Raw genomic sequence first — 26,203 nt, 5'->3', positions numbered from 1 at the left:
AATATGTCTTTTCATTTCAAAAAATTAGGACTCGCGATTTTAGTAACCAGTTCATTCTCTGGCTGTTCCGCTATCGTCAAAACCCCTTATAACGCACCCACTGTACAAGTACCACAACAGTTCCAATACGATGCCCAAAAAAATCAAAATGTGAATCTGACCGATCAATGGTGGACACTGTTTAATGATGCTCAACTCAACCAACTGGTTGATCAGGTTTTGGCTAAAAACAGTGATCTTATCGTTGCGGGTATCACCTTAAAACAAGCCCGTTTACAAGCGGGATTGGCAGAAAACAGACAAGGACTGCGTACCAGCTCCAGTGTGTCTACAGGTTATAGCTATGACCTACGCTCAGGTGATGGCAGTGATCGCGGTCTATCAACCAGTTTGGGTGTGAGCTATGAGTTAGATTTATTTGGAAAATTGGCAAATCAAACTGAAGCCAGTCGTTGGGAAGCGCAAGCCAGTGAACAAGACTTACAGGCTACGGCACAAAGTCTTGTTGGTACAACAGCAAAGTTATACTGGCAACTTGGCTATCTGAATGAGCGCTATCAAACGGTTCAACAAAACTTAGCCTCCACTCAGAAAATCTATGCTCTGGTACAATCACAATATAAAGCAGGTGCTGTCTCAGGTCTGGATTTAACTCAAGCGGAACAATCGGTACAAAGCCAAAAAGCCAGCCTCAGCCAAATTGAGCAACAACGTGTGGAAGCGCGTACAGCGATTGCGGTACTGCTGCATCAACCTGTACAACAATTGAATATTCAAGAACCTGCTCAACTACCACGGAATGCTTTGCCTAATATCGGAGTGGGTTTGCCTGCGGAAATCTTATCTCGTCGTCCAGATCTACAAGCTTCAGAATTACGTTTACGTAAAACCCTTGCCAATAAAGATGCCACCAAAGCAAGTTATTATCCATCGATTAATCTGACAAGCAGTGTGGGTGCTTCGAGTACCTCTTTGACTCAACTTCTGCAAAATCCAGCTTTAGCCTTGGGTGCAAGTTTAAGTCTACCCTTCCTTCAATATAATGATATGAAGAAAGATATTGCGATTAGTGATCTTGAATATGAAAAAGCCATTACTCAATATCGTCAAGGCCTGTATCAAGCCTTTGCAGATGTCGAAAATGCGTTGTCGAATCGAACGCAGTTAGATCAACAAGTTCAACTTCAACAACGAAATGTAGAGCTGGCAGAAAAAACTGAACATTTAACTGAAGTGCGATATCGCAATGGGGCAATCGCTTTAAAAAACGTACTCGATGCTCAAGCAACCACCCGCAATGCACGACTCAACTTAGTTGAAACCAAGCAGAATCAATACAATGCCTATGTCACGTTAATGCAAGCGCTAGGTGGAAGCCCGATCAAACAATAGTCGTTCCAGACTATTGTTTTAATCCTTCTTTATCATCCACATTAACATTGGTCTGAATCAACTGAGCGGATTTCACATTATCTTGTGCATCAAACACAACTTCATATGAGAGTTGCTGACCACTAAAATAGATCTCCGTTGGTGAACCAATAATTTCCCATAAACCAATCGTGGCAATATCCGCAGTAGTATGCCACATGGTACGGCTGATTCGTGCTGCTTTTGAATAGCCTTGCTGGAAAGTATAAATTTCTTTGCGTTCACCATTGAGTGTTTCTGATACCACAGGAGCACCAAGTTCAGAAATCACGTGATTACGATGTTTTCCGACCTCTAAAACGGTCAAGTTCTTTTTATGAGGTTGGTTACTTGCCATAACCGCTGCACAACCTTGTAGCGAAAGTAGCATCGCTAAGCCCAATACAATTACAATTTTCTTCACGTTATGACGACCTTCCCCGAAGCGTTAAAAAATAATATTTTTATCGACACTTTATTTAAAATTTTCGATTAAACAAAAAACCAGCATTAATTATCATATAAAGTATGGGATGACAAATGGTTAATTATACTTATTGATATATTTTCAATATATCGCTCATCGTCGAATTAAATATAAGTTCAAACTTTATAAAGTGATGTTGTCCATAGCTTTTGTGTTGACGTAAATATTGCTGTTGCATATGCTGATTAATAAGATAGAAAATCTAATTAGTTATGCGATATTTCGATTGTGTGGACGCTATATCGTATAGTTGTAGTTATGTGCCTTAACAACATCGACATTAAAAATTTAATAATCAAAATATAAGGAAGTAGCATGGCCAGCATTATCGCTGAATATCAAAGGTTTTTAGAGTCACTAGTACAAAAGCCTGTAGATGAAGATATTCGTCGAATGGCAAATTTAATATATTTGAATCTAGATGATTTAGCACAGGTTGGTGCTGCTCGTAGGGCACGATCATCTCGACTGGCCCCTCTAGCAATAAATCAAATATTAGAAGTTTCTACAGAACTTCCAGAATTTAATAATTTGGATGTAAATGGCCAAAATGTTGGCCGTTTACATCAATTAGCCGTTGGCCCATTTAGGGGATTTACAAATCAGGAAGTGTTTGATCTTAGCAAACCAATAACACTTGTATATGGAGCTAACGGAACAGGTAAAAGTAGTTTTTGCGAAGCTCTAGAAACAGCATTGTTAGGATCGATAAGTGAAGCTCAGGTTAAGCGGATCAATCATAACACTTACTGTAGAAACGCAAGACTGGGGCAATATGTTGATCCTGTTATATCAACAGTAAATGATAATAATCCTCCAGTTAATTTAGAGCCAAATGAGGAGAAGTATAGGTTCTGTTTTATTGAGAAAAATAGGTTGGATGACTTCGCTCGAATTGCATCAAGAACGCCAAGCGATCAAAGACAATTAATTGCTACGTTATTCGGGATAGATCAATTTTCAGAATTTGTAAGAGGTTTCAACCCATCGCTTGATGAAAATTTAAACCTTAATGGCCAGCGAGCAAACGAACTTGCTACAAGAAGGCAAGCTTTGGCAAGTGCTGAACAAATTATTCAAGAATACCCTCTACGACTTACACAAATCAATATTAATGAAGGCTTAATTGCGGAAAGAATTCAGTCTGGATGCAACTATGAAACTATAACGAATTGGTTGCTTGGGAATCAGGAGCAGCAAGGACGCCTTTCATATGTGCAATCTATTCTCGATGCATCTCCACCTGTAATCTACGGACTAACTTCAGAACAACTAACGGCAGTTTTTAATCGAGTATTCACAATCAGTAATACGTTGAATACTATAACCGCTGAGTTGACTCGCCGCTCTGGTGAAGTTTCATATAAACAGCTTTATCAATCAGTTCTCCAGCTATCTTCATTGAAGCCGAATCACTGTCCAGCGTGCGGTACGGATCTTCAGTCTGTAGCTAAAAATCCGTATGAAGTCGCTTATGCTGGTCTAGCGCAACTTAGTGAACTAGCTAATCTGCAAGAACGGGCAACAGACGAAAGAGATGCATTGAATGACGAAATGCGTAATCTACATCAATTGATGGTCAATACAATTAACGCGGCAGCCATTGTTTGTCCTCTAAAACTCCAAGAGAAAGAACTACCAGTATTGCCCCCCTCTTCAGTTGGTCAATGGCTTCAAGTTTGGGTAGATGATAACCATAAATATTGGAATGAATTACTAAATCTCAGTGCAAACATCGAAAGATCAGATATTGAAGCTCGGCAAGTTTTAGCTCAAAGACAACAATTTGTTGAAGAAAGAGCTAGACTAGATGGGTATCGCACTGAGATAGAACGTGCAAATTTAATGCGACAAACAACGGAAAATCAATTAACTGAAGCAAGAAATACTGTTACAAGCTTTGATGAAGCTAATCGAGAACTAATTGAACTAGTGGCGACTGAGGCACAAGTAGTAGAGTTCCATACCAGGATTAAGAGAGCATATGATGGTTTCTTACAAGAAATCCAATTATATCTTCGCAATCTACCATCGCAATTGCTTCAGGGATTAGGACAAAGAGCACGAGACTTATACAACTCATTTAATAGAGATGACTTACCAGTAGACCTATTACACAATCTTTGGTTACCTCTTGCTGAAAATGGAAAAATTGAGCTCGAATTTCAAGAACAATTAGGTATTCGTTTCGATGCGCTCACCCTGCTCAGTGAGGGACATATTAAGTGTCTTGGCTTGGCAATATTACTTGCAAAAAATATTGAGGAAGACTGCTCCATAGTTATCTTTGATGATGTTGTTAACGCTATTGATGATGATCATAGAAATGGGATTTGGAGAACATTTTTTGAAGATGGATTATTAGATAGGAAACAGGTGATTTTGACTTCTCATGCCGAAGAATTTCTTCATAGAATTCAGCAAGAGTTGGGTTCAGCACGTGCAAATGATATAACTCTGTATAAATTCTTGCCACATCAAGGGGAACATCATTTGCGCATTGATACAAATCCCCCCACAAAGAATTATGTTCTTAGGTCTCAGCAGGCTTTTGCTAATCAAGATAAACGAGAAGCCCTTTATTACTCAAGAGCAGCGATAGAAAGCTTAACTGATAGACTATGGACGTGGATGGGACGGCAAGGAGATGGGCGCATTGAGCTCAAACTTAGTGGGCCTCGTTCGCCGTGGGAGTTAAATAATAAGTGCAATAAGATTCGGTCTGCCTTAAGACGAAATCAAAATCAAACTGCTGCGGTTACCACCGCTATTGGAGCTCTCGATTCATTATTGGGTGTATCTGGAAGTTCAATAGAGTGGGGATACTTAAATAGTGGAACTCATGATTCTCAGAGAACTGGTGAATTTGATCGTGCCGCTGTCGATACTATTGTTCAAGCTATTAGTTCTTTAGATCAAGCGTTAACGGATCTTCAAGGTCGGCGGTAGTTACATGAGGCATAAAAGCACATACGAATTACCTTTCGAAACTGTCACTATTTTTTGCTTACACCAAGAGATTTGCCATTTACCTTGGCCTAGACACAGGCATTATATTCTTTAGAAATCCTCTACCTTCTAAAAAAAAGCCGCTATTAAAGCGGCTTTATCATATGATTTAGATCAATCTAATTATTCATCATCCATCATTGATTGGCTCATACCCACGGTATTAAAACCACCATCGACATACATGATTTCACCTGTAATGCCCGAAGCCCACGGTGAACAAAGGAATAATGCAGCATTACCCACTTCTTCGATGGTCACATTACGTTTTAAAGGTGCAATCTTTTCATTCGCATCAAGCATTTTACGGAAAGACTTAATACCAGACGCCGCCAAAGTACGGATTGGACCTGCTGAAATCGCATTCACACGAATACCATCAGCACCCAAGCTAGATGCTAGATAACGAACACCTGCTTCTAAAGATGCTTTCGCCATACCCATCACGTTGTAGTTTGGCATCACACGCTCAGAACCTTGATAAGTCAAGGTCAATAAGCAACCTTGGCGCACTTGTAATAATGGCTTCGCTGCACGAGCCATCGCAACAAAGCTATAAGCACTGATGTCATGTGCAATTTTAAAACCGTCACGGTCGGTCACGTCGGTAAAATCACCATCTAATGTATGTGCAGGTGCGAAACCAATTGAATGCACTACACCATCCAAACCATCCCAATGTTTTGCTAACTCAACAAAGGTGTTGTCAATTTCTGCGTCAACAGCAACATCACAAGGGAAAACCAAGTCTGAACCAAATTGTGCGGCAAAATCATCAACACGTTTTTTCAGCTTATCATTTGGATAAGTAAACGCCAGCTCTGCACCTTCACGGTGTAAAGCCGCTGCAATGCCGTAAGCAATCGACAACTTACTTGCAACACCTGCGATTAGAAAACGCTTACCAGTTAAAAGTCCTTGTGACATCTTATTCTCACTCGAAAAATTTTCACCCATAATGCCAATATTCAGCATTTTCCGAAATTGCATAATGCATCTTTTTTACAATCTTGCATAAAAAAACGCCCTCAATTGAAGGCGTTTGGTGTTTTTACTGACTTAATACATGTTCATTACTTTTGGATCAGGCTCAATAAACGCATAAATGAGTAATACATCCAAACCAAAGTGGCTAACAATGCAATACCACACACCCACTCAAATGTTTTAGGTGCGCCCTGCGCCGTGGCACGTTCAATCAAATCAAAATCCAAGATCAGGTTCAACGATGCAATCACCGCGACAAAAGCCGCAAAACCGATGCCTAACCAATTACTTTCAAACAGATAAGGAATGCTAGAACCCAATGCCAAACTTAAAAAGATCTGCACCACAAAAACCAAAGCAATCGCAATCGAAGCTGAAATCACAACTGCTTTAAACTTCTCAGTTGCACGAATCAATTGGAACTTATACAAGGCAAATAACACCAATGTGGTGACAAATGTCGCCAGTAATGCTTGTAACGGTACACCTGGAAATTTCACTTGGAAAATAAAAGAAACACCACCTAAAAATGCGCCTTCAAATAAAGCAAAGGGAATCGCCAATACAGGTGCAGTATTCGGTTTAAAAGTTGTGAGCAATCCAAGAATAAGGCTGCCTACAATACCCACGATGGTTGCGGCATAAGCAATTGAAAAATTAGCAGTGAAGGCACAATATAAAAATAGTCCGATACCAAGCGTTGCTGCGATCACAGTTAACAGGACTGATTTCTGAATAGCCCCTTGGATGGTCATCGGCTCGGCCAAATCACTATAGGTTTCAACTCGGGTCAAAATAGGATTATCGCTTTGCATGTCTGCTCTCTTTTTATAGTTAACGAAAATAAAATGTGAGTTTAAGCGATTTTAGCACCGCCCCCAAATATTTTTTTACGTTCGATAAAAAAGAGGCTTTCGCCTCTTTATTTAAATTCTTCGAGAAAACTTATTTATTCATAATAAAAAAGTATTCACGATAATATTTCAATTCTGCAATCGAATCACGAATATCATCCATCGCTAAATGCGAGGCATTTTTCTTTAGACCGCTCATAATTTCAGGTCTCCAGCGTTTAGCCAGTTCTTTCACTGAAGAGACATCTAAATTACGATAATGGAAAAATTGTTCCAACTCTGGCATTAAACGGTGTAGGAAACGGCGATCTTGGCAAATAGAATTGCCACACATCGGTGAAGTCTTTGCATTGACCCATTTCATTAAAAATTCTAAGGTTTGCTGTTCCGCATCCTCAGCAGTCAGTTTACTGCGACGGACACGCTCAATCAGCCCTGATTGACCATGTTGTTTGGTATTCCACTCATCCATTGCGTTGAGCAAGCGATCTGATTGATGGATCGCTAACACAGGGCCTTCAGCCAAAATATTTAAATGATCATCTGTAATAATTGTTGCAATTTCAATAATCTGGTCATTATCCGTATCTAAACCCGTCATTTCGAGGTCAATCCAGATTAATCGTGTATCAGGGGTGCTGCTCATGGATAATATTTCTAATAGGTGTGAAAAACATCAATAGTAGCAAATTAATGCGAACTTGACTGTAACTCTCTCATCACTTCATGCTATTTTTGCGGTCTTATACATGTGGATTTTTGGGATATGAATGGCTTTAATTCGTAAGCGTCGTTTAACTGACCAGCAGCAACGTCGTATTGAAAAACAACACAAATCGCGTCAAGACGACATTGATACGTCGCAAGACCTTGATGGATTGGTTGTTCAACATTATGGTCGTCAACTCGAAGTACAAGCTTTATCTGTGCCTGAACAGCACCCAGAATCCCCACAAGTGAACGCAGGTGAGCCTGCACCATTTTGGAAATCGATTGAACTGGATAGTGTGTGGCGCTGCCATACTCGTACCAACCTCGAATTATTGGTCACAGGTGATCGTGTAAAGTGGCAAGCGGATCCCAATACGGGGCTTGGTATTATCACGGCGATCTATCCAAGACAGTCACTATTGACACGTCCAGATCGTTATCACAAAGTAAAACCTGTTGCTGCCAATATCAGCTTGATTGTCATTGTATTTTCACCGCTACCAGAACCCGCGCCAACACTGATTGATCGCTATCTGGTGGCTTGTGCCGATGCCAATATTCCCGCCTTATTGGTGCTAAACAAATCCGACTTACTCAAAGAAAATGATCCGATTCTGACCCTGTTAAGTGAATATGAGACTTTGGGCTATGAAACCCTTATCTGCCACTCATACGGTGATCTATCTGCGCTTTCAGCTCGCATAGACAATGAAACAGTCGCTTTCGTTGGGCAGTCAGGTGTCGGCAAAAGCTCACTGATTAATACCATCGTTCCTGACGCTGCGCAAAAAACCAATATCATTTCTGAAAACTCAGCGCTGGGACAACATACCACCACTTCCACCCGTTTGATTAAATTTGGAACAAACGGCGCATTGATCGACTCACCGGGAATTCGTGAGTTTGGGCTGTGGCATTTAAGCTTAGAAAAAGTACGTACAGGATTTCCTGAGATTGAGGCACATTTAGGACTTTGCCAGTTCCGTAATTGCACCCATACCCATGAGAAAAATTGTGCTTTGAAACAAGCAGTTGTTGCAGGGGAAATTTTACCGCGTCGTTTAGACAGTTATTTACGCCTGTTGGATGAGATTCAAGAAGCACAGCAAAAAAATTAGCATAAATTCAAATGAGCCCTTGAACTAAAGTTTTTGATCACCATACAGATAAGTTATACTCAGTGGCAGTTTTGATTTTAACTTTAGGTGACTTGTGGAACGTTGGTTTGAGTTTATGGGGAATCACCCCTTCTTATTTGGTACGCTTGCGGTACTCATCGTATTGTTCTTTGTTTTAGAAGGACAACGCAATGGTCGTAAAATTTCACCTCAATCTCTCGGTATTTTGGTCAAAGCGAAAAATGCGATCTTGATCGACTTACGTGATGCGAAAGATTTCCGTGAAGGCCACATCAGTGGCAGCCGTAACATTTCATATAGCCAGATCACAAGCCACCTTGATGAACTCAAAGCAAGTGACCGTCCATTGGTCTTTATATGTAACTTAGGACAAGTGGCTGGCACTGCATTGCAAAAAGTGGGTCATGCTGACAGCTACCGCTTAGACGGCGGCATTAGCAACTGGAAAGCTCAAGGCTTACCTTTAGTCAAAAGTAAAACCAAAGCTTAAGGAGAGATGAAATGACATCCAATGTCACTATTTATTCAACGCTTTCTTGCCCATATTGCGTACGCGCCAAACAATTGCTTGAGCGTAAAGGTGTGGCTTATAAAGAAATTAATCTTTCTAATGAAGCACCTGAGGTTCGTATTGAGTTAATGCAACGTACCAATCACCGTACAGTGCCTCAAATTTTTATCAACGACCAGTTTATTGGCGGTTTTGATCAACTTTATGCCTTAGAGCGTGAAGGAAAACTCGATCCATTATTGGCTTAATTAACAACAGTTCCATAATTTAAGGAAAAACGATGAGCGAAGAACAAGTTCAACCACAACTCGCGTTAGAACGTATTTACACAAAAGATATTTCATTTGAAGTTCCTGGTGCACACGTCTTCACCAAACAATGGCAACCAGAACTGAATATCAACTTATCTTCTGCCGCAGAAAAAATTGATCCAACACACTATGAAGTGTCTTTAAAAGTTGTGGTTCAAGCAAATAACGAAAATGAAACTGCGTTCATCGTTGATATTACTCAATCAGGTATCTTCTTGATTGATGGTGTAGAAGAAGATCGTCTTCCATACATCTTAGGTGCTTACTGCCCAAATATCCTATTCCCGTTCTTACGTGAATCAGTGAATGATTTAGTGACGAAAGGTAGCTTCCCACAATTGCTACTTACGCCAATCAACTTTGATGCTGAGTTTGAAGCGAATATGCAACGCCTACAAACTGAAGGTGCTGCACAAGGTCAAGCATAATCGTTATAACGATTGCTTCGATATAAAAAAGGACTGATTTTTCAGTCCTTTTTTTAATGTTAGTTAATAATTGTTCTAAAGGTCAGATTGACTCGTGCCGTACTCACTTTTTTGGTCGGCGGCAAACGATGCCACCAATAATGTTGAGTGGTATCTTTCATAACCAACAGACTACCATGCTCTAAATACAATTCTACTTTTTCCTTAGTCTGCTTATGTTTAAAAGCGAACTTTCGTTCCGCACCAAAGCTTAACGATGCAATCGCACCTTCTTTTTTAAGATCTGTTTCCGCATCACTGTGCCACGCCATTCCCTCCTCACCTGTATGATAAAGATTGAGTAGACAAGAATTGAATGTTTCACCTGTTAATTGTTCGACTAATGCTTTTAGTTCAATCAGCTCAGATGTCCAAGGCAAAGCATATTTGTTGATATTGGAATAAGTATATTCAAACGCTTGATCGCCGTACCACGCTACTTTTCTTTTGGTGGTGATCTGCCGACCAAAAATGATGGTCTGATCATTTTGCCATGCGATGTTGTGCAGCAGCTTCTCAAAATAATCATCCGCACTCAAACCTTCAACGACTTTTCCATAATACTGTACTGTGCCATCATAAGGTAAATGGTTATGGCTGGGATCAGCTTCGTTATTAAACAGTTGCATACGTTTGTACTCCCTCCCAACCAATCATTGCCATTTTTCGGGTTGCTCCCCATTCATAGCCACCAAACGCTCCAGTGGACTGAATCACCCGGTGACAAGGAATCAAAAAAGCCACAGGATTATTGCCAATTGCTGTGCCAACTGCTCGCGCTGCTTTGGGATGTTCAATGGCTTGGGCCAATGCGCCATAAGTGGAAAGTTGCCCCATTGGGATTTTGAGCAAACTTTGCCAAACTTTCAATTGGAAGTCTGTGCCTTTCAAATGCAATTTAATATCAGCCAATCGACGCTGATCTTTTTGAAAAAGAACTAAAGCACTTTGCTGAAACTGATCAGCTTGCTGTTTAAAAATGGCTTGGGGAAATTGAGATTTTAATTGTTCTAGCGCATCGGCTTGATGTTGTACAAAGGTGAGCGCACAAATCCCTTTATTCGTTGAGGCGATCAGCACCTCACCAAAAAGTGTCTCTGCAAACTGATAATGGATGCTTAGGTTCTGCCCACCATGTTTATATTCGGCTGGTGTCATACCTTCGATTTGAATAAAGAGATCATGCAACCGACTGGTGCTGGAAAGTCCTGTTGCAAAAGTTGCATCAAAGATACTGCCCTGTTGCTTTAAAATATTTTTGGCATATTCCACACTGATATATTGCAGAAACTTTTTCGGACTGGTCCCCACCCATTCACTGAATAAACGCTGAAAATGGGCTGGGCTTAGATGAATATGAGCCGCGACTTCATCAAGTTGCGGCTGTTGCTGGAAGTTTTGCTGTATATAGGCAATCGCTTGAGCAATACGATCATAATTCCGTTGCTGTTGCATCTGTCTGCCCTCTTGTTGCTATTTCTCCACATTAACAAGCTTGCAGTAAGAAGAAAATCCGAAAGATGCTATTTATACATATCCACACTCCCTTATGATGTCATATACTCACACAGCTATAGCAAAACAAGAGAGAATAATAATGCCCTTTACACCATTACACTTAGGCGTTGGTGCTTGCTGTAAAGCGGTAGCACAACAGCGCTTTAGCTTTATGATTTTTGGTGGCACACAGATCTTAATGGATATTGAGCCCTTACTTGGTCTAATTTATGGCTGGCAATATCTACACATCTACACGCACAACCTATTAGGAGCAACCCTGATTGGAGGCATGGCATTACTCATCGGTAAACCGATAAGCCAATGGATACTAAGATCTATTCTAAAATATAGAGATTGGAAAATTTCATGGAAAACAGCAGCAATGAGTGCATATATCGGTAGTTTTAGTCATATTTTATTAGATGCTTTTATGCATCACGATGTTTATTTCTTTTATCCGTGGATTTTGAAGAATCCATTACTCCATCTTATTCCCTATTCTCTCATTTTTTATAGCTGTATTTTCACTGCGATTTTTGGGGGTATATCTTGGCTTTATCTTTCTAGATACAAAAAATAAGGGGGTGTAAAATACACCCTCTTATGTTTGTTTACAAACGGCGACGTAATGCATCGGCAATCGATTCAACCAACTGCTGAGAAATTTCCTGCTTAGATGCTTTTTCTAACTCACGCTTTTTCATGTGGTAAGACTGGGCAAAGAATACGGTCATAGCATTTTCATCAGAAGCAAAACCAATATCTGGACGTGACACATCATTACAGGCAATCATATCCAGTTTTTTCGCAACCAGCTTACCTGCGGCATATTCTTCAACATTTTGTGTTTCTGCCGCAAAACCCACCATAAATGGACGTTGTTGTTGTTGCGCAATGGTCGCCACAATATCAGGGTTTTTGACTAAAGCAACTGCAAGTTCATCCCCTGCTTTTTTAATCTTATGTTCCGCCACTTGCGCCACACGATAGTCCGCAACCGCAGCGGTGGCAATAAAGATATCACAGCCCTCTTTCAGTTGATTCATACTGACATCTAACATTTGCGTGGCAGAGCTGACATTAATCCGTTGTACACCATTGGGTGTATCTAAACTCACAGGACCAGCAACCAAGGTGACTTTTGCCCCTGCCGCGTAACATGCTGCTGCGAGAGCAAAGCCCATTTTACCTGTACTGTGATTTGAAATATAACGAACGGGATCAATTGCTTCACGAGTTGGGCCTGCTGTAACAGTAACTCGCTTACCAGCCAGTAAACCAAACTTCTCTGCAATCGCACGCTGTGCTTTATGGAAGTAAGCTGCTACTTGACGAGCTAAATCTTCTGGCTCAGGCATACGCCCCAAACCAACATCACCACATGCTTGTTCACCTGCATCAGGCATAATCACATGCACGCCATCTTCAACCAGAGTTTGTAGATTACGCTGTGTCGCTTTTGCAGCCCACATTTGCTGATTCATTGCGGGTGCAACCCAAACAGGTGCTTTAGTCGCTAAATACAAGGTACTGAGCAAGTCATCAGCCAAACCATGGGCAAATTTTGCAATGCTGTCACAGCTTGCGGGCGCAACTAAAATCAAATCAGCCCAACGAGCCAACTCAATATGTCCCATACCTGCTTCAGCCTCTGGATTTAATAATTCAGTATGCACTGGATTTCCAGAAAGTGCTTGGAAGGTCAAAGGCGTAATAAAAGCTTGTGCGCCATGTGTCATGACCACGCGGACATCAAAACCAAAGTCTTTTAAACGACGTACTAAAATGGCACTTTTATAGGCTGCAATGCCACCCGTGACCGCTAATATAATGTTTTTGTGGGGAATAACACTTAGATCGAAGCTCACAAACAGGATACCTTACTGTTGCAGTGGCGCTCACAATAGCATTAAATACGATCAGACCCAAGTGATGGGTTTTTAAAAAAGTCATAAACACAATAAAATCAAAGTGAACTCAACAATGAATCAATCGATTAAACAGTCCATCAAAGCATGGCCAGAACAAGAACGACCAAGAGAACGTTTATTACTTCAAGGGGCACAAAGTTTATCCGATGCAGAACTGCTTGCAATCTTTTTACGCTCAGGCTCGAAGCAACATTCTGCGGTCGAACTTTCTCGTATTTTGATACAACATTTTGGTGGCTTAAACCCAATTTTTGATGCCTCACTTGAAGACTTGTCACAATTTAATGGCATTGCCTCAACCAAATATGCACAACTCATGGCAGTAAAAGAGCTTGGACGGCGTTATCTAAATAACCATTTTCATCAACAACGACTCTGTTTAGACAACTCAAACCTCGTACTCGATTATTTACGTTATGAACTGCAAGGTGAAAAACAAGAAGTGTTTGCCGTATTGTGTTTAGATGCTGAATTAAGAAAGTTGCATTTTAAAAAACTATTTTTTGGCTCGCATCACACATGTAGTGTTTCACTGAATCAAACCTTACGTTATGCATTACAACAACAAGCCTGCCAAATCGTGGTTGCTCACAATCATCCCAATGGCGTCGCGCAACCGTCTCAAGAGGATATTTACCTCACGCAACAACTCAAACAAGCCTGTAAATTGCTTGAAATCAACTTGATTGATCACTTTATTATTTCAGCAGATGGCTATTTTTCATTTTCTGAACAACAACTACTCAACCCTATTAAAATCACACAATCTCGTCTTGACAAAGGTTAAAGCAAACGTGAACATCAACAGATAAAATTAATGATCCCAATAACATGATTGTTCGTGACCAGCCAAGTATTTTTAAAGTTTTATTTTCATGGCGTGGGACGATTTTACCCAAAATTTTACCTTCACTCGGATTCGTTATGCTCATCTCTGCCATTATTGGCGGTGTTGAATATGTGCAGTTATTTCGTTTTCCAGAGATTCCTTTGGTTGGCTTTACGCTGATCGGTGTTGTTCTTTCCATTTTCTTAGGCTTTAAGAACAGCGCCTGTTATGAACGTTGGTGGGAAGCACGCAAACTATGGGGTGTTCTGATTGCCACAGCTCGACATTTTGATCGAGATTGTCGCGTCCTCACCCAAGCACGACGTGAACGCGTCATTCAAAACGTGATTGTATTTGCGAATGTGCTGCGAGATCGCTTACGCCACCAAACTGCCAATCCAACGGAGTTGACTGAAACCAGCGGCTTAAGCCAACAAGCACTCACGCAGCTCTACCAACAACATAATGCGCCACAATACACACTGAGCCTAATTCAATGGGAGCTTTTACAAGCACTCAAAGAAGGTGAGATCTCAGATATTATTTATACGCAAATGAATCAGCATGTTGTCGCATTAAGTGAAATGCAAACAGGCTGTGATCGTATTGCCAATACCCCGATTCCTTTTGCTTATTCAGTATTATTGAATCGTACCGTGTATTTCTTCTGTGTGATGTTGCCCTTTAGCTTAGGTTCATTATTGGGTCTAGTGACACCACTTCTGGTTGGAATCTTGGCTTATACCTTTTTGGGTTTAGATGCATTGAGCAGCGAAATTGAAGAGCCTTTTGGCACACAAAGTAATGATCTACCACTCGATGCCATGGTTCGAAATATTGAAATTGAATTACTCGGTACACTCGGTCGTCCGACACCACCACCGATTCAGGCACATGATCATAATTTATTGTAATTTAAAACTTTCCCAAACGCCTCGCTGCCCTTCATGCACTCGCGGCGTTTGCCCAAGCTTAATCCAAGGCATATTTTCACCATGAAAATCACTGCCAATGGAAACAGCCAGATCAAACTGCTGAATCATTCGATCCACCATTTGCCGCGTAGAAAGTGGCTCACTACTCGCGGGTAATTCAACCGCATCGCCACCCAAGGTCGCAAATAATTCAATCAAGTAACGAATATTGGTCGCAGATAAATCATACCGTGTCGGATGTGCCAAAACAGCAAAGCCTTGACTGGCATGAATCACCTCAATGGTTTCTTTTAAGCCCACACCATCAAATTTTACAAAAGCTTTTTTCCCTTCTTTTAAAAAGCGGTCAAATGCTTGCTGTGGACGACTGACAATATTTTTTTCTACCAGTGTTTTTGCAATATGCGTTCGTGTCACTCGATCCGCCTGCCCATCTACTTTTGCAATCACATCGGGATAAATATCAAAACCTATACATTTCTCTAATAAGCTACAGATCGCCTTTGCTCGCTCAGCACGTATTTTTTTCTGCTTCTCAAGCATGATTTGTATAGGTGTTGCGTCTTGCATATTCAGCGCAACAATATGGACACCATAACTCTTTTTGGTATTCTCTCTCGACCATTGACTAGAGACTTCCACACCAGAAACAATCTGAATATCATGATCTTGAGCATACTTTCGAGCGCGAGCTAACCCATCCATGGTGTCATGATCAGTTAAAGCCAAGGTATGAACTTTTACATCTACGGCAGCCTGCACCAATTGTTCTGGAGACAAAGTACCATCTGAAATTAGACTATGGGTATGTAAATCGACACCGAACATGGTTTGTATTATGCTATCTGACCTATTTCATTGCCGTACTGTAACATGAAAGCGTTGCTCGACTATCTTCCGATTATTATCTTCTTTTATTTTTATAAAACCACCGATCCAAAAGATAGTCATCACCCATTATTAGAGTTAGTGGGTAGTGCTGGAAATACCGATCAGAATCATATTCTTGTTGCAACCTGCGCCTTACTCATTTCCACACTGGTCGTTTACGGCTGTCTGTTCATTTTCCAAAAATTTAAACTGGAAAAGATGCAATGGTTTATCGTGGTTATGTCGGTCATTTTTGGTGGAATCACATTGGTTTTCAGTGATGTCACTTATATCAAAATGAAAGCAGTCATTATCAATGTCGGTATCGGTATCGGCTTTTTGGTTACGCCATTGTTCAACAAAGAACGTATGCCCATTATTCAAAAAATTCTCGGTTCAGTATTAGAGTTAAGTCAAAAAGGTTGGATGCGCTTGAACTGGGCGTGGTGTGGTCAGTTCTTTTTGTTAGCTGCTTTGCATTTCTTCTTTGGTTTTATGTTCTTACAAGGAAAATACTGGGGAGAATTTACCGCTTTTGGCGATATTATCGTGTCGCTCAGTTACCTTGCTGTTATACTATTTTGCTTACGAAAACATTTTAAAACCACTGACTAGATTTTAAATCATTGAGCAACTGCTATGCCCTATTTTGTACTGACTTGTACTGATCGTGAAGGTACGTTGGAGAAACGTCTAGCAACTCGTCCACAACATGTAGCTCGACTACAAAAATTGGATGATGAAGGACGTTTAATTACTGCTGGCGCGCATCCCAAAGACCCTGATGACTTACAAGCAGGCTTTATTGGCAGCACCATCATTGTTGAATTTGATAGTCGTGAAACACTTGATGCGTGGATTGAAGAAGAACCTTTTTTAAAAGAAGGGATTTACGCCAAGATTGATGTAAAACCTTTTAATAAAGCGTTTCCAAAAGGGTAAACCATGCGTATTGCATTCCAAAGCTTATTTGCTCTATGTTTACTCACTTCTAGTGTTTGGGCTGTTGAATCATCAGCGGTTCAAACTACCACAAGCGCAGTAACCAAGCCATTGACAGCAGAACAAATTGCCAAAGCCAAACAGCAACAAGAAGCAAAAAACAAAGCTCTCATTCAAGATCAAGCCAGTCGTTTAAAACAACTTGAACATGCCAATCTTGAAGCACTGACTCAAAACCAAGAATTACAGTTAAAAAATGACAATTTAACCGTGCAAGTCCAAGTTTTGCAAAGCGAACGTAGTGCGCAAATGTTCCTCTACGGTGCGATGACCATTGCGGTCGGTGTCATTCTTGGCTTTTTTATCGCGAGTTATGTTTATACTAAACGTCGTCGCCAGTGGTAAACCACAACACATTTATTTATGTCTGAGTCATCTAAACTACAAACAGCAGCACTAGACTGGGAACTCATCGACGGTATTGAAGTTCCCATTTCTAAACAATTCGGCGATGTCTACTTTTCCAAAGATAATGGCTTATTAGAAACACGCCATGTCTTTTTAAATGGCAATGATCTAAGCGAGCGTCTCTCCCAACTCAACGATTATCAATACTTTTGCGTGGGTGAAACAGGCTTTGGTACAGGGCTCAATATTTTAGCGTTATGGCAACTTTGGCGACAAATTCGCCCAGAGAATCACAGCCATTTACATGCCATCAGTGTCGAAAAATTCCCTCTCAGCAAAGCTGATCTCATCCGTGCCCTCAATGTTTGGACAGAGCTACAACCGCTGGCCGAGAAGCTAATTGAGCAATATCCATTGCCTATTGCAGGTTGTCATCGTCTCTGTTTCCCAGAAGAACGCTTTAGCATTGATTTATGGTTAGGCGACGCTCAGGACATTTTCCCAAGTATTGCTAAAACCCAAGCCGTCAATGCATGGTTTCTGGATGGTTTCGCTCCCTCATGCAATCCAGACATGTGGCAAGAAAATGTACTCAATCATATTGTCCGTTTATCTGACGTAGGAACCACCTTCGCCTCATTTAGCGTTGCGGGCGTACTGAAGCGTGGACTCAAACAGCATGGTATACACATCAGCCGTCCACGTGGTTTTGGTCATAAACGAGAAATGCTAAAAGCTATTTGGCTTGATGTTGCGTCACAAACTGATATACCCGTACTAAATGCGGAAGAAAATGTTGCAACACCACAGTCTGCATCAAAAGCAACAATCACACAGCGGAAAATCGCCATCATTGGCGCAGGAATCGCTGGTTTAAGTAGCGCATGGGCATTTGCTCAACGCGGCCATAAAGTCACGATCTATGAGCAAAATGAGCCACTCTCGGGCGCATCTGGCAATCCTCTGGCCCTGCTGAATCCAAAACTATGCCCAATTGAGCAAGCGCATGAACACTTGATGACGTTGAGCTGGCAACATGCTTTGAATTTTTATCCACGTTTCAAAGCATTTAGACCAATTCAGGTTCAACAAATTGCATTGAAGAATCCAGAAGAATTACTGGGACTGGCCGAGCAATATCCTGAAACGGTCTTATCTGCGCATGCTTCACATGAGGTTATTGTTATTCCCCAAACAGCATTTTCCAGTTTAACCTTACAGCAAGCAGGTGCGGTTTCGCCCCATCAACTCCGTGATGAAATTTTGCAGCATCCCAATATCGAATTAAAAATTGCAAAAATCTCAGCCTTGAAACCAGCAACTGCCCAAACAGAGCTATGGCAAGATCAAAACCTGATCACAACGGCTGATCATGTGATTGTATGTTGTGCCAAACAAAGTGCTGAACTCTTTGAAAAGTACCCTGTATTAAAACCAATTCGTGGGCAAGTGAGTTGGTTAGAGAATAGCAATCAACCATTACCCCTTGATCAAGCCTATAGTTATGGTGGTTATTGCATGCAATTGAATGCGTCACAGTTGCTCTTGGGCGCATCATTTTATCCAAATCGAGATGATTCAAACGTTCTGCCCGACGACCATGTGCATAACTACGAACTTATCCACAGTGTCTTTCCTGAATATGCACAGCAGCTTGCATCAGTTGATACATGGCAAGGCCGTGCATCTGTACGTGCTCAAAGTCTGGATTATTTTCCTTTAGTCGGAAAAATACAAAATAATAATGAGATCTATACCTTTGCAGGTTTAGGTTCTAAAGGTTTCTTGTTTGCACCACTGTGCAGTGAAGTTTTGGCTGCATTGGTTTTAGGCGAACTTTGCCCAATTCCACAACATTTATTGGATAAACTCAATCCGCAACGTTTCCAAAAGAAAGTAAAAGCAAAAAAGCCGTATTATTCGGCTAAAGTATGATTTTAAATAATTGATATATAGTTTGATTCTTTGAATTTGCCAAAATACCTCCGTATTTTGGCAAATTTTTACGGGATTTAAGCACCTTGCTCTAAAGGTAAGCCGGCATCACGCGCTGCACGTGTGCCCCCCATTAATACTACATACTCACGAGAACCATCTAAACCGTCTAGCAGTTCTGCTGCTCGTGGCGCTTTACTACCACCACCACATAAAATATAAATCGGCTGATCCGCTGCAACTTGAGTCAAACTATCCGCAGTTATTTCAGCAATTGGACAATTAATCGCCCCTTTGACATGAGCCTCTGTATACGCTTTGGTATCTCGGACATCCCAAATGACTGCGCCCTCAGGGAACTCAAAAGTTGTTATTTCTTGTTTACGGATCATTGTGCACTCCTTTGATGTAAACAACACTTGGCAAATGAAGAAAACCCCCTTAGCATCTCAAATATTCTTTCCCTTTGTAAAGGTCTAACTATGCCTTCTTTTGATATTGTTTCTGAATTAGAGTTATTTGAAGTCAATCATGCTGTACAAAACACTCAAAAAGAGATTGCGACACGTTTTGACTTTCGTGGACAGGATGTTTCTATTGAGCTAAATGAAAAAAATAAGGAAATCAAAATCTCAACTGAAAGTGATTTCCAGTGCGAACAAGTGTATAGCATGCTCGAAAACCATTTCTATAAACGCAAGGTTGACGTACAAGCATTAGATCCTCAAAAAGCCACTGCTTCTGGTAAAAATGTGGTTCAAGTTATCAAGCTGAAAGATGGACTTGACTCAGATACCGCAAAAAAAATTAATAAAGCCATTAAAGAAAGTGGCATCAAAGCGCAATCTTCTATCCAAGGAGACAAAATCCGTGTCACAGATAAAAAGCGCGATACTTTGCAACAAGTCATGAACTTTTTACGTGAACAACAATTTGGTCTACCACTCCAATTTAACAATTTCAAAGACTAAGCAATAGGTTCACTATGGCAAAAGATAACCGTCTTTATACGCTGGTTAAAACCACGTCTAAGTTTCCTAAAGGCATCCGTAGCACATTATGGAGCAAAGCTTTTGGTCGTGTTGTTCCAATGGTGGGAACAGCAAATATTCGCTATTTAGAAGTGGATAAAGATCATGTGACTGTTCGTATTGAAAACCAACGTAATATGCAAAATCATATTAAAGGTGTTCATGCAGCAGCAATGGCATTATTGGCTGAAACGGCAACGGGCTTTTTAACAGGTCTACATGTACCAGATAGTCGCATTTTGCTGATCAAATCATTACATGTCGATTATTTAAAAGTTGCTCAGGGTGGCTTAACAGCGACTGCAACATTATCAGCTGATCAACAAAAGTTTATTGCTGAGAATGAAAAAGGCGAGTTATTGATTCCAGTCACCGTCATTGATGATGCAGGAAATGAACCAATCCAATGCCAAATGCTTTGGGCTTGGTTGCCAAAACGTAAAAAATAGTTTTTTGAATGATGAAAAAGAAAGCCCAAATTGATTTGGGCTTTCTTTATTTCAATATTCGCTACACAAATTTTTCAATAATGGTAATGAGTTGCTTGAGATATTCCGTATCAATCTCATCAAATTGATTAAGCGCATCACTATCAATATCCAAAACCCCTATGCATTCACCCTGTTTAATGATCGGCAATACAATTTCAGACTTTGAAGCAGAACTACAGGCAATATGCCCTGGAAATTGATCCACATCTGGCACAATCATCACTTGCTGTTGTTGCCATGCTGTTCCACACACACCACGACCTTTTGCAATACGCGTGCAGGCGATCGGGCCTTGAAATGGTCCTAACACCAACTCCTTGTCTTTCACCAGATAAAAACCAATCCATAGCCAATCAAATTGCTGTTTTAATGCAGCACAAATATTAGCGAGATTGGCGATCACATCAGATTCACCATCAACAATCGCTTGAATCTGTGGAATTAAACTTTGGTATTGCTCAACTTTATGACCCTGCTGTAAAACAAGTTCTTCAGCCATCGTCTCTATATTCCAAATAAAAATATTGTATAAGAATGATTAACTATAACAATAATGCTGTTTGACTTTATGCAGTTGCGATAAATGCTTGTTTAATCTCATCAGAGATCACACGTTTATTGCCATTCACATCAACAGCAACAAAAGTAAATACCCCTTCGGTAATCCGCACTGGCTCACGAGAATCATCGTGACTATTCCACACCTCAATTTGTACCTGTACCGAGCTATTGCCTACTTTCAGAATTTTGGTATAGCAACTAATGACATTGCCCACTTTTACGGGAACAAGAAAAGTCATCTGATTAATTGCAATCGTCGCACAACGACCTTTACTAAAACGCTCAACATGAATCGCACCAGCTAAATCCATTTGGGACACGATCCAGCCCCCGAAAACATCACCACTCCAGTTGGTATCCGCTGGCATCGCAATATTTTGCAGTGATAAAATGCCTTCTGGATGATTCACGTGTTCCGTCATGTTCATTCTCTTAATGTTGCTGTAATTGTTGATCTAACCATTGCTGTAACTCAGGCGTACGCAATGCACCGCTAATTCTTGCTAACTCCGTAGTTTTATTCATTAAGACCAGCGTCGGAATACTCCGAACATTAAATGCAGCACTTAAACGAGGATTTGCTTCAGTATCAATCTTAGCAAAAATCACATACGGGTTATGTTTAGCAACTTGGGCGAAATGTGGTGCCATCATTTTACAAGGTCCACACCACTCCGCCCATAGATCAATTAAAACGGGTAAATCAGTATTGCTGATAAAGTGACTAAAATTTTGTTCATTTAATTCAATAGGTACTTGAGGCAACAATGCCTGATGACACTGGCCACAATTGGGATGAACAGCTAATTTTTCTTCAGGTACACGATTTTTTGCACCACAGGATGCACAGACGATCATCATTTACATCACTCCAATATGTTGATGTAAAAATTCTAATTGGGTTGTGACTGCTTTTTCAAACCAAGATCCATGATAAACATCAAAATGCTTCATATCCCACTCATGGTAGCTCACAAAAGGAGCAATATTGGTTGCAGCCTCACGACTGGACTGAAGCGGAATCAATGTATCATGCTTTGCTGCGATAAATAAAACTGGGATATTAATCTTACGTACGAACTGAATAGGACGATAACGCATTAAATTGAAAAATACCCGGGCAGGCACCTCGCCACTCCAGTAATAATCAGGATTTACAATCGAATAATAACCATAATAACTATCTGAAGTTGGTAAAAAACACAGGCTATATTGATCAACAACAGGCAACGTTTTAGGCACTAACCCCATCTTTGAGCCCATATAGTCCTGACTAGAGCGCTTTAAAGCCTCAGGATAGCGTTGTAGTGGATAATGCTTGGCCGTCTCCGCACCATCGACATACGGTACCTGCACCATCACAGCTTGAATATTCTTGAGATCACTCGCCAAACTCAGTGCATAACCACCACTGAGTGATGTTCCCCAAAGAACAATGCGTCGACTATCAATTAATTTGCAGTTAGATGCATGCTGAATCATTGTTTTCCAATCATCTAACTGAGCACTTAATGAAACCAATTCACGCGGTTTTCCTGTGCTTCCACCCCAATAACGATAGTCAAATAGAATAACGGCATAGCCAGCTTGAGCAAAACGTTGCGCATACTGAATCAATTTAAATTGACGTAATCCTGCAAAGCCATGCGCCATCAAAATAACAGCGGGTTTAATATTTGCCTTAGGAAGATAAAAATCTGCAGCGATCGTTTCATCACCACTTGGAACATACAACGGCTCAACGGTGTAGGTGTGCATGCGCGCTCCATTACGTTATCTTTTTTAGGTTCATCGTTTATTTACTATAGACATTTAAACTCAACATTAAGCTTAATGCTATGATAGAGCATAAAATGTTTTGTTTGTTTTTGGAGTGACAAGATGTCAGAGAATATTGGTTTTGCAGGTCAAATCGGACCAGAGCATGTCGAACAAGTGGTTGAGAAAGGTTTCAAATCGATTATTAATAATCGCCCAGATATGGAAGGTGGCCCTGAACAACCAAGTAGTGCTCAAATTGAAGAAGCTGCACGTAATGCAGGGCTAGATTATGTTTATCAACCCGTAGTTGCAGGTCAAATTACAGAGCTTGATGTTCGCACTTTTGCAAACCACTACAATGAACTTCCAAAACCAATCTTAATGTTTTGTCGTACAGGAAATCGTTCAAATAATTTATATCAATTGGCTAAGCAAATGGATTTGTTAGATGATTAATCGGTAATTAATATATAAAAAACAGTGCCGTAGCACTGTTTTTATAATAGGTTTAATTTATTATTGGTAATCAACAAAAATAGTCGAAACCTTACCATCAGGTGCAGATACAGATATTTTGAATTCATCCCCTACAAAACAATCTTTAAGACGATAACCATAATACGTTTGGCTATTTCCTCTAAATGTTGATGAGGTTAAAAAATTAAATACACTAGCCACAGGTGAACTACCTGTCATTAACTCTGCTGAACAAGACTTACTATTCTCTGTATTGTCTTCTGCTGTCACGCTAATAGTTGTACCTGATGGCATTGGAACACTTAACTGGCTATTTCCATACATATTAAAAGATAATAAGTTTCCACTTGCTTTCTCATTAGTAAACGTTGGTGTATTCTCTGCAAAAGCAAAAACTAATTGCTCACGAAGGGTAGCACCTAATTTAGTATTACATGTACCTGCAATATTTGGCTGTTTAAAAGTTGATGCGGCACAAGCTGCTGTACCTGCATTACGTCTATAAATATATTCGCCATCATTTGCATCATATGTATTATTTTCATTCTTATCTAAGAAGAAATCACCAATATTACTGACAAGCTCATCAATACCTTCATCATAGACATTGTTACCATTTTTATCAATATAAGACTTATCACCCTCGACATAAGCCAAAACTGTTACACGATTATCTAAGGGACGAGGATCTTGTGTTGTTAAAGTCACAGAACACGAACCATTAGATGATGCACAATTTGGTGTAATACTACCACCTTCGGTAACGAAACTAATTACCGTGCCATTAGGTACAGGGTTACCATTACGGTCTACCATTCTAGCCGTAATGGTTGCTTCATCACCATCTATTCTATTTTGCAATGAGTTCTTAGATACAGATAAACTTAAACCACTTTGAGTGACTCGTCCTGTCGCAACCGCAACACCTTTAGATAATGCCGTAATATTTGTATCAGATGCCAAAGTTGCTCTAATTTCTACGGGACCTGGTTTATTGCCTGGATAAAGATTTACAAATACCTTACCAGAAGAATTGCTTTTTACTGTTTTCTTATCACGATTTCCTAAAGAAACAAAACTTAAATCTTCTGGTGCATCAATTAGCTCAATGTTAACCTCTTTATCTGCTGCCACAACACCATTTGCATAAAGTGTAAACTCAATCTGTCCTGATGATGCTGAACCACTGCTTTCAATTCCTAACAGCGTTACATCACCAGAAGTATAAACAATCGAATTTGGTTTGACTGCTGCAATTGTCACTGGAAGTGTTCGAGTAACACCTGTATTACCAATCGTTGCTGTAATCGTATGTGCATCTTCACACAACCGACCATTTGTACCAATTGCAGTATAAGAAGTTGTTACATCACCTTGATTTGAAGATACAACTGTTGCAGGTTCAAACGTACCGCAACTAGCAGTAAAATTAACCGTGACGTTATTTTGATTAACACTGGTATCTTTATCCTGCGTTTTAAGTGTGACATTAGTTGATGCTCCAGACTCTAAAGACGAAGTCGTTAATACCATACCCACTAAATCAATATTCGCTGCCTGTAACTGGAAATTGTAAGGGGCTGTACTGGCAATTCCATCTTGATAATTTGCTATAGCTGAAATTTGATATGCACCTGTTGCATTCGCATCAGTAGGCTGTACAGCAATACTCGCTTCACCATCAGCATTAGTTAAAACAGAAGCATTTGATGTTCCAAAAGTAATACCATCGCCTGAGAATGTCACTAAAGCACCACTAATACCTTCACCTTTAGCATTGGTTACCCTTACTTTAGCAATCGCACCATTTACAGTAATGACTTGTGTAGGATCACCATTTGTATTAAGGAGTTGAAGAACACTTATATTCACTTCTGATAAAGGTGTTTCTACGCTACCACCGCCATTTCCATTACCAGGATTAGAACCACTATCATTATTATAGTACCCTTTACTTCCACCGCCACCACAGCTTGCAAGTAAGATCGAAATAGTAATTGCTGACAACCTAAGTGTAAGTTGTTTTTTATTCATCATCATTCCTTTATGCCCCCAATCAAAACCCGCAATAGGGTAAGATTTTTTAATTATAAAAAATATGCTTAATGTAACCATAATATCTGTTTTATGTAAATATACTTTATCTTTAAGTAAAAACTATTAAAGTGAATCCAATCAATATTTTAAAGTAAAAAGAGAACTACATTTACAATCTTTATCCAAGTATCCCAAAAATAGAAAATATATTGATGAGTTCAAATTCTTGACCTAAAGTTGATGCAAGTAGACTTATCATATTAGGATCTATTGGCACTTATTTATATAAAAATAGCGAGTAAGTAAAATTCAATCATCAAACAAAATTTAAGAAACGCTATTCAAGCCATTCTTTACCGAATCAAGATTATGCCCATGACATGATTTTTTAGGCATTCAAATCCGATATTAAAATATAATTGGTGATCTCAGCAACGTTATGAGCTTCTAAAGTTCTATGATTTTAAACCACATACAATAAAGAAACACCCCAACCTCTCTCGAGACTGGGGTGTTTAGAATTAAAAGCTGGCGATGACTTACTCTCACATGGCAAGTGCCACACTACCATCAGCGCGAAGAGGTTTCACTTCTGAGTTCGGGAAGGGA

30 protein-coding genes are annotated in these 26,203 nt (G+C 40.1%); 16 read left to right on the top strand and 14 right to left on the bottom strand.

Going from position 1 to position 26,203, the window contains the following annotated elements; all coding sequences use genetic code 11:
• Positions 1 to 3: 3 nt before the first annotated feature.
• On the top strand, positions 4 to 1,392 hold the full coding sequence (locus MMP72_RS13935; protein WP_241318228.1) for an efflux transporter outer membrane subunit: 1,389 nt from the start codon (positions 4 to 6) through the stop codon (positions 1,390 to 1,392).
• A gap of 10 nt (positions 1,393 to 1,402) precedes the next feature.
• Here MMP72_RS13935 and MMP72_RS13930 read toward each other — a convergent pair whose 3' ends face one another.
• A complete protein-coding gene (locus MMP72_RS13930) occupies positions 1,403 to 1,834 on the bottom strand; it encodes a hypothetical protein (protein WP_241318226.1) in 432 nt (143 codons plus the stop codon).
• A gap of 378 nt (positions 1,835 to 2,212) precedes the next feature.
• Between MMP72_RS13930 and MMP72_RS13925 the strand changes: the two genes are divergently transcribed.
• Positions 2,213 to 4,846, top strand: a complete 2,634-nt coding sequence (locus tag MMP72_RS13925) for an AAA family ATPase (protein ID WP_241318224.1) — start codon at positions 2,213 to 2,215, stop codon at positions 4,844 to 4,846.
• A gap of 183 nt (positions 4,847 to 5,029) precedes the next feature.
• Here the strand turns inward: MMP72_RS13925 and MMP72_RS13920 are convergent, their stop codons facing one another.
• The 3 genes from MMP72_RS13920 to orn all read right to left on the bottom strand — a co-directional run bounded on the left by MMP72_RS13920 (position 5,030) and on the right by orn (position 7,393).
• Positions 5,030 to 5,833, bottom strand: a complete 804-nt coding sequence (locus MMP72_RS13920; RefSeq protein ID WP_241318313.1) for an enoyl-ACP reductase — start codon at positions 5,831 to 5,833, stop codon at positions 5,030 to 5,032.
• A 146-nt stretch (positions 5,834 to 5,979) separates the two neighbouring features.
• Entirely contained in the window at positions 5,980 to 6,708 is a 729-nt protein-coding gene (locus MMP72_RS13915; protein WP_241318222.1) for a Bax inhibitor-1/YccA family protein, read from the bottom strand.
• A 130-nt stretch (positions 6,709 to 6,838) separates the two neighbouring features.
• Complete coding sequence (gene orn, locus MMP72_RS13910) at positions 6,839 to 7,393, bottom strand: oligoribonuclease (RefSeq protein WP_004672669.1); 555 nt, start codon at positions 7,391 to 7,393, stop codon at positions 6,839 to 6,841.
• Positions 7,394 to 7,517: 124 nt separating this feature from the next.
• Here orn and rsgA point away from each other — a divergent pair, with 124 nt between their 5' ends.
• The 4 genes from rsgA (at position 7,518) to secB (ending at position 9,847) form a co-directional block, all read left to right on the top strand.
• A complete protein-coding gene (gene rsgA / locus MMP72_RS13905) occupies positions 7,518 to 8,576 on the top strand; it encodes a ribosome small subunit-dependent GTPase A (protein ID WP_121930476.1) in 1,059 nt (352 codons plus the stop codon).
• Positions 8,577 to 8,670: 94 nt separating this feature from the next.
• Complete coding sequence (locus tag MMP72_RS13900) at positions 8,671 to 9,087, top strand: rhodanese-like domain-containing protein (protein ID WP_004672665.1); 417 nt, start codon at positions 8,671 to 8,673, stop codon at positions 9,085 to 9,087.
• A gap of 11 nt (positions 9,088 to 9,098) precedes the next feature.
• Positions 9,099 to 9,356 (top strand): glutaredoxin 3, encoded by a 258-nt coding sequence (gene grxC / locus MMP72_RS13895; RefSeq protein WP_121930475.1) that lies wholly within the window; start codon positions 9,099 to 9,101, stop codon positions 9,354 to 9,356.
• Between the two features lie 32 nt (positions 9,357 to 9,388).
• The gene (gene secB, locus MMP72_RS13890; RefSeq protein ID WP_004672663.1) at positions 9,389 to 9,847 is read left to right on the top strand and encodes a protein-export chaperone SecB; all 459 of its coding nucleotides are present in this window, start codon (positions 9,389 to 9,391) and stop codon (positions 9,845 to 9,847) included.
• 59 nt (positions 9,848 to 9,906) lie between these two features.
• Here the strand turns inward: secB and MMP72_RS13885 are convergent, their stop codons facing one another.
• Both MMP72_RS13885 and MMP72_RS13880 read right to left on the bottom strand, forming a co-directional pair.
• The gene (locus MMP72_RS13885; RefSeq protein WP_241318220.1) at positions 9,907 to 10,515 is read right to left on the bottom strand and encodes an alpha-ketoglutarate-dependent dioxygenase AlkB; all 609 of its coding nucleotides are present in this window, start codon (positions 10,513 to 10,515) and stop codon (positions 9,907 to 9,909) included.
• Entirely contained in the window at positions 10,502 to 11,341 is an 840-nt protein-coding gene (locus MMP72_RS13880; protein ID WP_241318218.1) for a methylated-DNA--[protein]-cysteine S-methyltransferase, read from the bottom strand. The genes MMP72_RS13885 and MMP72_RS13880 overlap by 14 nt, the downstream gene beginning before the upstream one ends.
• Positions 11,342 to 11,483: 142 nt before the next feature.
• On the opposite strand from MMP72_RS13880, the gene MMP72_RS13875 reads away from it, so the two are divergent.
• On the top strand, positions 11,484 to 11,966 hold the full coding sequence (locus MMP72_RS13875; RefSeq protein ID WP_241318216.1) for a DUF4184 family protein: 483 nt from the start codon (positions 11,484 to 11,486) through the stop codon (positions 11,964 to 11,966).
• A gap of 31 nt (positions 11,967 to 11,997) precedes the next feature.
• Here MMP72_RS13875 and coaBC read toward each other — a convergent pair whose 3' ends face one another.
• Positions 11,998 to 13,254 (bottom strand): bifunctional phosphopantothenoylcysteine decarboxylase/phosphopantothenate--cysteine ligase CoaBC, encoded by a 1,257-nt coding sequence (gene coaBC / locus MMP72_RS13870; RefSeq protein WP_241318214.1) that lies wholly within the window; start codon positions 13,252 to 13,254, stop codon positions 11,998 to 12,000.
• A 115-nt stretch (positions 13,255 to 13,369) separates the two neighbouring features.
• On the opposite strand from coaBC, the gene radC reads away from it, so the two are divergent.
• Both radC and MMP72_RS13860 read left to right on the top strand, forming a co-directional pair.
• Entirely contained in the window at positions 13,370 to 14,104 is a 735-nt protein-coding gene (gene radC, locus MMP72_RS13865; protein WP_241318212.1) for a DNA repair protein RadC, read from the top strand.
• A gap of 44 nt (positions 14,105 to 14,148) precedes the next feature.
• A complete protein-coding gene (locus MMP72_RS13860) occupies positions 14,149 to 15,060 on the top strand; it encodes a bestrophin family protein (protein WP_241318210.1) in 912 nt (303 codons plus the stop codon).
• Here MMP72_RS13860 and MMP72_RS13855 read toward each other — a convergent pair.
• Complete coding sequence (locus MMP72_RS13855) at positions 15,052 to 15,909, bottom strand: PHP domain-containing protein (protein ID WP_241318208.1); 858 nt, start codon at positions 15,907 to 15,909, stop codon at positions 15,052 to 15,054. The two genes, MMP72_RS13860 and MMP72_RS13855, sit on opposite strands and share 9 nt — an antisense overlap.
• 45 nt (positions 15,910 to 15,954) lie before the next feature.
• Here MMP72_RS13855 and MMP72_RS13850 point away from each other — a divergent pair, with 45 nt between their 5' ends.
• From MMP72_RS13850 to mnmC, 4 genes are read left to right on the top strand one after another with little or no spacing between them, the layout of a single operon-like run.
• Positions 15,955 to 16,566, top strand: a complete 612-nt coding sequence (locus tag MMP72_RS13850; protein ID WP_241318206.1) for a septation protein IspZ — start codon at positions 15,955 to 15,957, stop codon at positions 16,564 to 16,566.
• Between the two features lie 24 nt (positions 16,567 to 16,590).
• Positions 16,591 to 16,893 (top strand): YciI family protein, encoded by a 303-nt coding sequence (locus tag MMP72_RS13845; protein ID WP_241318204.1) that lies wholly within the window; start codon positions 16,591 to 16,593, stop codon positions 16,891 to 16,893.
• Positions 16,894 to 16,896: 3 nt separating this feature from the next.
• Positions 16,897 to 17,298, top strand: a complete 402-nt coding sequence (locus MMP72_RS13840; RefSeq protein ID WP_241318201.1) for a hypothetical protein — start codon at positions 16,897 to 16,899, stop codon at positions 17,296 to 17,298.
• Positions 17,299 to 17,316: 18 nt separating this feature from the next.
• Positions 17,317 to 19,236: an FAD-dependent 5-carboxymethylaminomethyl-2-thiouridine(34) oxidoreductase MnmC gene (gene mnmC, locus MMP72_RS13835; RefSeq protein WP_241318199.1), complete on the top strand. Its 1,920-nt coding sequence runs from the start codon at positions 17,317 to 17,319 to the stop codon at positions 19,234 to 19,236.
• 77 nt (positions 19,237 to 19,313) lie between these two features.
• On the opposite strand, the gene MMP72_RS13830 is transcribed toward mnmC, so the two are convergent.
• Positions 19,314 to 19,628, bottom strand: a complete 315-nt coding sequence (locus MMP72_RS13830) for a rhodanese-like domain-containing protein (RefSeq protein WP_241318197.1) — start codon at positions 19,626 to 19,628, stop codon at positions 19,314 to 19,316.
• A 90-nt stretch (positions 19,629 to 19,718) separates the two neighbouring features.
• Here MMP72_RS13830 and MMP72_RS13825 point away from each other — a divergent pair, with 90 nt between their 5' ends.
• Both MMP72_RS13825 and MMP72_RS13820 read left to right on the top strand, forming a co-directional pair.
• Positions 19,719 to 20,207, top strand: coding sequence for a YajQ family cyclic di-GMP-binding protein (locus tag MMP72_RS13825; RefSeq protein ID WP_130163112.1), 489 nt, complete (start codon positions 19,719 to 19,721; stop codon positions 20,205 to 20,207).
• Between the two features lie 14 nt (positions 20,208 to 20,221).
• Positions 20,222 to 20,716 (top strand): DUF4442 domain-containing protein, encoded by a 495-nt coding sequence (locus tag MMP72_RS13820; protein ID WP_005198679.1) that lies wholly within the window; start codon positions 20,222 to 20,224, stop codon positions 20,714 to 20,716.
• A gap of 61 nt (positions 20,717 to 20,777) precedes the next feature.
• Here the strand turns inward: MMP72_RS13820 and MMP72_RS13815 are convergent, their stop codons facing one another.
• From MMP72_RS13815 to MMP72_RS13800, 4 genes are all read right to left on the bottom strand, one after another.
• Positions 20,778 to 21,257, bottom strand: coding sequence for a GAF domain-containing protein (locus MMP72_RS13815; protein ID WP_241318196.1), 480 nt, complete (start codon positions 21,255 to 21,257; stop codon positions 20,778 to 20,780).
• A 67-nt stretch (positions 21,258 to 21,324) separates the two neighbouring features.
• Entirely contained in the window at positions 21,325 to 21,741 is a 417-nt protein-coding gene (locus MMP72_RS13810; protein ID WP_241318194.1) for an acyl-CoA thioesterase, read from the bottom strand.
• A 10-nt stretch (positions 21,742 to 21,751) separates the two neighbouring features.
• A complete protein-coding gene (trxC, locus tag MMP72_RS13805) occupies positions 21,752 to 22,180 on the bottom strand; it encodes a thioredoxin TrxC (protein WP_241318193.1) in 429 nt (142 codons plus the stop codon).
• On the bottom strand, positions 22,181 to 23,077 hold the full coding sequence (locus tag MMP72_RS13800) for an alpha/beta hydrolase (protein WP_241318191.1): 897 nt from the start codon (positions 23,075 to 23,077) through the stop codon (positions 22,181 to 22,183). It abuts the gene before it with no gap.
• Between the two features lie 123 nt (positions 23,078 to 23,200).
• Between MMP72_RS13800 and MMP72_RS13795 the strand changes: the two genes are divergently transcribed.
• Positions 23,201 to 23,536, top strand: a complete 336-nt coding sequence (locus MMP72_RS13795) for a TIGR01244 family sulfur transferase (RefSeq protein ID WP_241318189.1) — start codon at positions 23,201 to 23,203, stop codon at positions 23,534 to 23,536.
• A 60-nt stretch (positions 23,537 to 23,596) separates the two neighbouring features.
• Here MMP72_RS13795 and MMP72_RS13790 read toward each other — a convergent pair whose 3' ends face one another.
• On the bottom strand, positions 23,597 to 25,591 hold the full coding sequence (locus MMP72_RS13790; RefSeq protein ID WP_241318311.1) for an Ig-like domain-containing protein: 1,995 nt from the start codon (positions 25,589 to 25,591) through the stop codon (positions 23,597 to 23,599).
• Positions 25,592 to 26,203: the final 612 nt, after the last annotated feature.

It is taken from the genome of Acinetobacter sp. NIPH 2699 (assembly GCF_022549355.1).
Classification (GTDB): domain Bacteria; phylum Pseudomonadota; class Gammaproteobacteria; order Pseudomonadales; family Moraxellaceae; genus Acinetobacter.
The sequence above is the reverse complement of the archived record's forward strand: the minus strand, read 5'-3'. Positions and strand labels throughout refer to the sequence as shown.

Bases quoted from the DNA above. Each gene is read 5' to 3' on its own strand.
- MMP72_RS13935 (WP_241318228.1), top strand. From the start codon at position 4: ATGTCTTTTCATTTCAAAAAATTAGGACTCGCGATTTTAGTAACCAGT.
- MMP72_RS13925 (WP_241318224.1), top strand. From the start codon at position 2,213: ATGGCCAGCATTATCGCTGAATATCAAAGGTTTTTAGAGTCACTAGTA.
- MMP72_RS13795 (WP_241318189.1), top strand. From the start codon at position 23,201: ATGTCAGAGAATATTGGTTTTGCAGGTCAAATCGGACCAGAGCATGTC.
- MMP72_RS13880 (WP_241318218.1), bottom strand. From the start codon at position 11,341: ATGCAACAGCAACGGAATTATGATCGTATTGCTCAAGCGATTGCCTAT.
- MMP72_RS13800 (WP_241318191.1), bottom strand. From the start codon at position 23,077: ATGCACACCTACACCGTTGAGCCGTTGTATGTTCCAAGTGGTGATGAA.
- MMP72_RS13860 (WP_241318210.1), top strand. From the start codon at position 14,149: ATGATTGTTCGTGACCAGCCAAGTATTTTTAAAGTTTTATTTTCATGG.
- MMP72_RS13830 (WP_241318197.1), bottom strand. From the start codon at position 19,628: ATGATCCGTAAACAAGAAATAACAACTTTTGAGTTCCCTGAGGGCGCA.
- MMP72_RS13850 (WP_241318206.1), top strand. From the start codon at position 15,955: ATGAAAGCGTTGCTCGACTATCTTCCGATTATTATCTTCTTTTATTTT.
- MMP72_RS13915 (WP_241318222.1), bottom strand. From the start codon at position 6,708: ATGCAAAGCGATAATCCTATTTTGACCCGAGTTGAAACCTATAGTGAT.
- orn (WP_004672669.1), bottom strand. From the start codon at position 7,393: ATGAGCAGCACCCCTGATACACGATTAATCTGGATTGACCTCGAAATG.
- MMP72_RS13825 (WP_130163112.1), top strand. From the start codon at position 19,719: ATGCCTTCTTTTGATATTGTTTCTGAATTAGAGTTATTTGAAGTCAAT.
- mnmC (WP_241318199.1), top strand. From the start codon at position 17,317: ATGTCTGAGTCATCTAAACTACAAACAGCAGCACTAGACTGGGAACTC.
- MMP72_RS13920 (WP_241318313.1), bottom strand. From the start codon at position 5,833: ATGTCACAAGGACTTTTAACTGGTAAGCGTTTTCTAATCGCAGGTGTT.
- MMP72_RS13810 (WP_241318194.1), bottom strand. From the start codon at position 21,741: ATGACGGAACACGTGAATCATCCAGAAGGCATTTTATCACTGCAAAAT.
- grxC (WP_121930475.1), top strand. From the start codon at position 9,099: ATGACATCCAATGTCACTATTTATTCAACGCTTTCTTGCCCATATTGC.
- radC (WP_241318212.1), top strand. From the start codon at position 13,370: ATGAATCAATCGATTAAACAGTCCATCAAAGCATGGCCAGAACAAGAA.
- rsgA (WP_121930476.1), top strand. From the start codon at position 7,518: ATGGCTTTAATTCGTAAGCGTCGTTTAACTGACCAGCAGCAACGTCGT.
- trxC (WP_241318193.1), bottom strand. From the start codon at position 22,180: ATGATGATCGTCTGTGCATCCTGTGGTGCAAAAAATCGTGTACCTGAA.
- MMP72_RS13790 (WP_241318311.1), bottom strand. From the start codon at position 25,591: ATGAATAAAAAACAACTTACACTTAGGTTGTCAGCAATTACTATTTCG.
- MMP72_RS13820 (WP_005198679.1), top strand. From the start codon at position 20,222: ATGGCAAAAGATAACCGTCTTTATACGCTGGTTAAAACCACGTCTAAG.
- MMP72_RS13840 (WP_241318201.1), top strand. From the start codon at position 16,897: ATGCGTATTGCATTCCAAAGCTTATTTGCTCTATGTTTACTCACTTCT.
- MMP72_RS13885 (WP_241318220.1), bottom strand. From the start codon at position 10,515: ATGCAACTGTTTAATAACGAAGCTGATCCCAGCCATAACCATTTACCT.
- MMP72_RS13855 (WP_241318208.1), bottom strand. From the start codon at position 15,909: ATGTTCGGTGTCGATTTACATACCCATAGTCTAATTTCAGATGGTACT.
- MMP72_RS13815 (WP_241318196.1), bottom strand. From the start codon at position 21,257: ATGGCTGAAGAACTTGTTTTACAGCAGGGTCATAAAGTTGAGCAATAC.
- MMP72_RS13845 (WP_241318204.1), top strand. From the start codon at position 16,591: ATGCCCTATTTTGTACTGACTTGTACTGATCGTGAAGGTACGTTGGAG.
- MMP72_RS13875 (WP_241318216.1), top strand. From the start codon at position 11,484: ATGCCCTTTACACCATTACACTTAGGCGTTGGTGCTTGCTGTAAAGCG.
- secB (WP_004672663.1), top strand. From the start codon at position 9,389: ATGAGCGAAGAACAAGTTCAACCACAACTCGCGTTAGAACGTATTTAC.